The sequence below is a fragment of the Micromonospora sp. CPCC 206061 genome, from assembly GCF_036906915.1.
Classification (GTDB): domain Bacteria; phylum Actinomycetota; class Actinomycetes; order Mycobacteriales; family Micromonosporaceae; genus Phytohabitans.
The window spans coordinates 1-943 of record NZ_JBAKHX010000221.1; the positions used below are offsets into that span (position 1 = coordinate 1).

General features: G+C 78.4%; 1 protein-coding gene. It reads right to left on the reverse strand.

Features of this window, described 5'->3' with window-relative positions; all coding sequences use genetic code 11:
* The coding region (locus V6V89_RS41490; RefSeq protein WP_442935332.1) for a hypothetical protein at window positions 1-943 on the reverse strand (943 nt) is incomplete at both ends.

Consider the following 943-nt stretch of genomic DNA (forward strand, 5'->3'; position numbering starts at 1 on the left):
CCCGAGCTCCCCGGCGCGCTCGGCGTCGGCGGCCTGGCGGGCCCGGCGGAGCAGGTCGGCCTCGCCCGCCAATCCGGCGGCCAGCCGCTCGACCCGGGCGGCGGCCCGGTCCAGCTCCGGCAGCGCGGCGTCGTAGGCCTCCGGCACCGGGTGCCGGCTGTGCAGCCCGCGCGGGGCGCCGGGAACGGGTACCGGCGTGCCGCGCCGGTCCACCGCCAGCGCCTCGACGTGCCGCACCAGGCCGGCAAAGCCCGACCCGAGCAGTTCGTCAAGCGAGCCGGCCGGCTCCCGCGGCGGGTCGACGAACCGCACCCCGATCGCGTCCCGCACCACCGCCACCAGCGTCCGTTCGCCGCCCGCCAAATCGAATACGAGGGAGGCGTACCCGCCCTCGTTCACGGCCCGTACCACGCTCTCCACGGCCGTCTCCACGGCCGCGGTCCGCTCGGCGCCGTCCATGGGGCTCGCGGCGGCCACCAGCGTCTGGTACCGGGCGCCGGTCAGCTCCTCGATCGCCGCCGGCCGGGGATCGTCCCGCGATACCGCGTCGGACGGCCCAGGGACGGGCAGGCGGCCGTGGAGCCAGCCGCCGGCGAACAGGACCTGAGCGTCGGCGAACGGCTCCAGCAGGCTCAGCGCCTCGCCGTCCAGGGTGGACGGACGCTGCTGCCAGGCCCGCTCCGCCGCCCGGCGGTCCAGCAGCGGCGGCTCGTCGGGTGTCAGGTCCGCGAGCACCGCGGCGGCCGCCTCGACCCGGCGCAGGAGGCTGTCGTGGTCGGCCAGCCGCTGCTCCGCCCGGCGCCCGGCGGCCTCGGCGGCGTCCAGTGCCGCCGCGCCCTCGGCGCGGTACGTCTCGGCCCGCCGCGCCGTGTTCCGTGCAACCGTACGGATGTGTGGCAGGCGCGGGCCGGCGCCGTGCAGCGCGTCCGCGAGTAGATGGAAG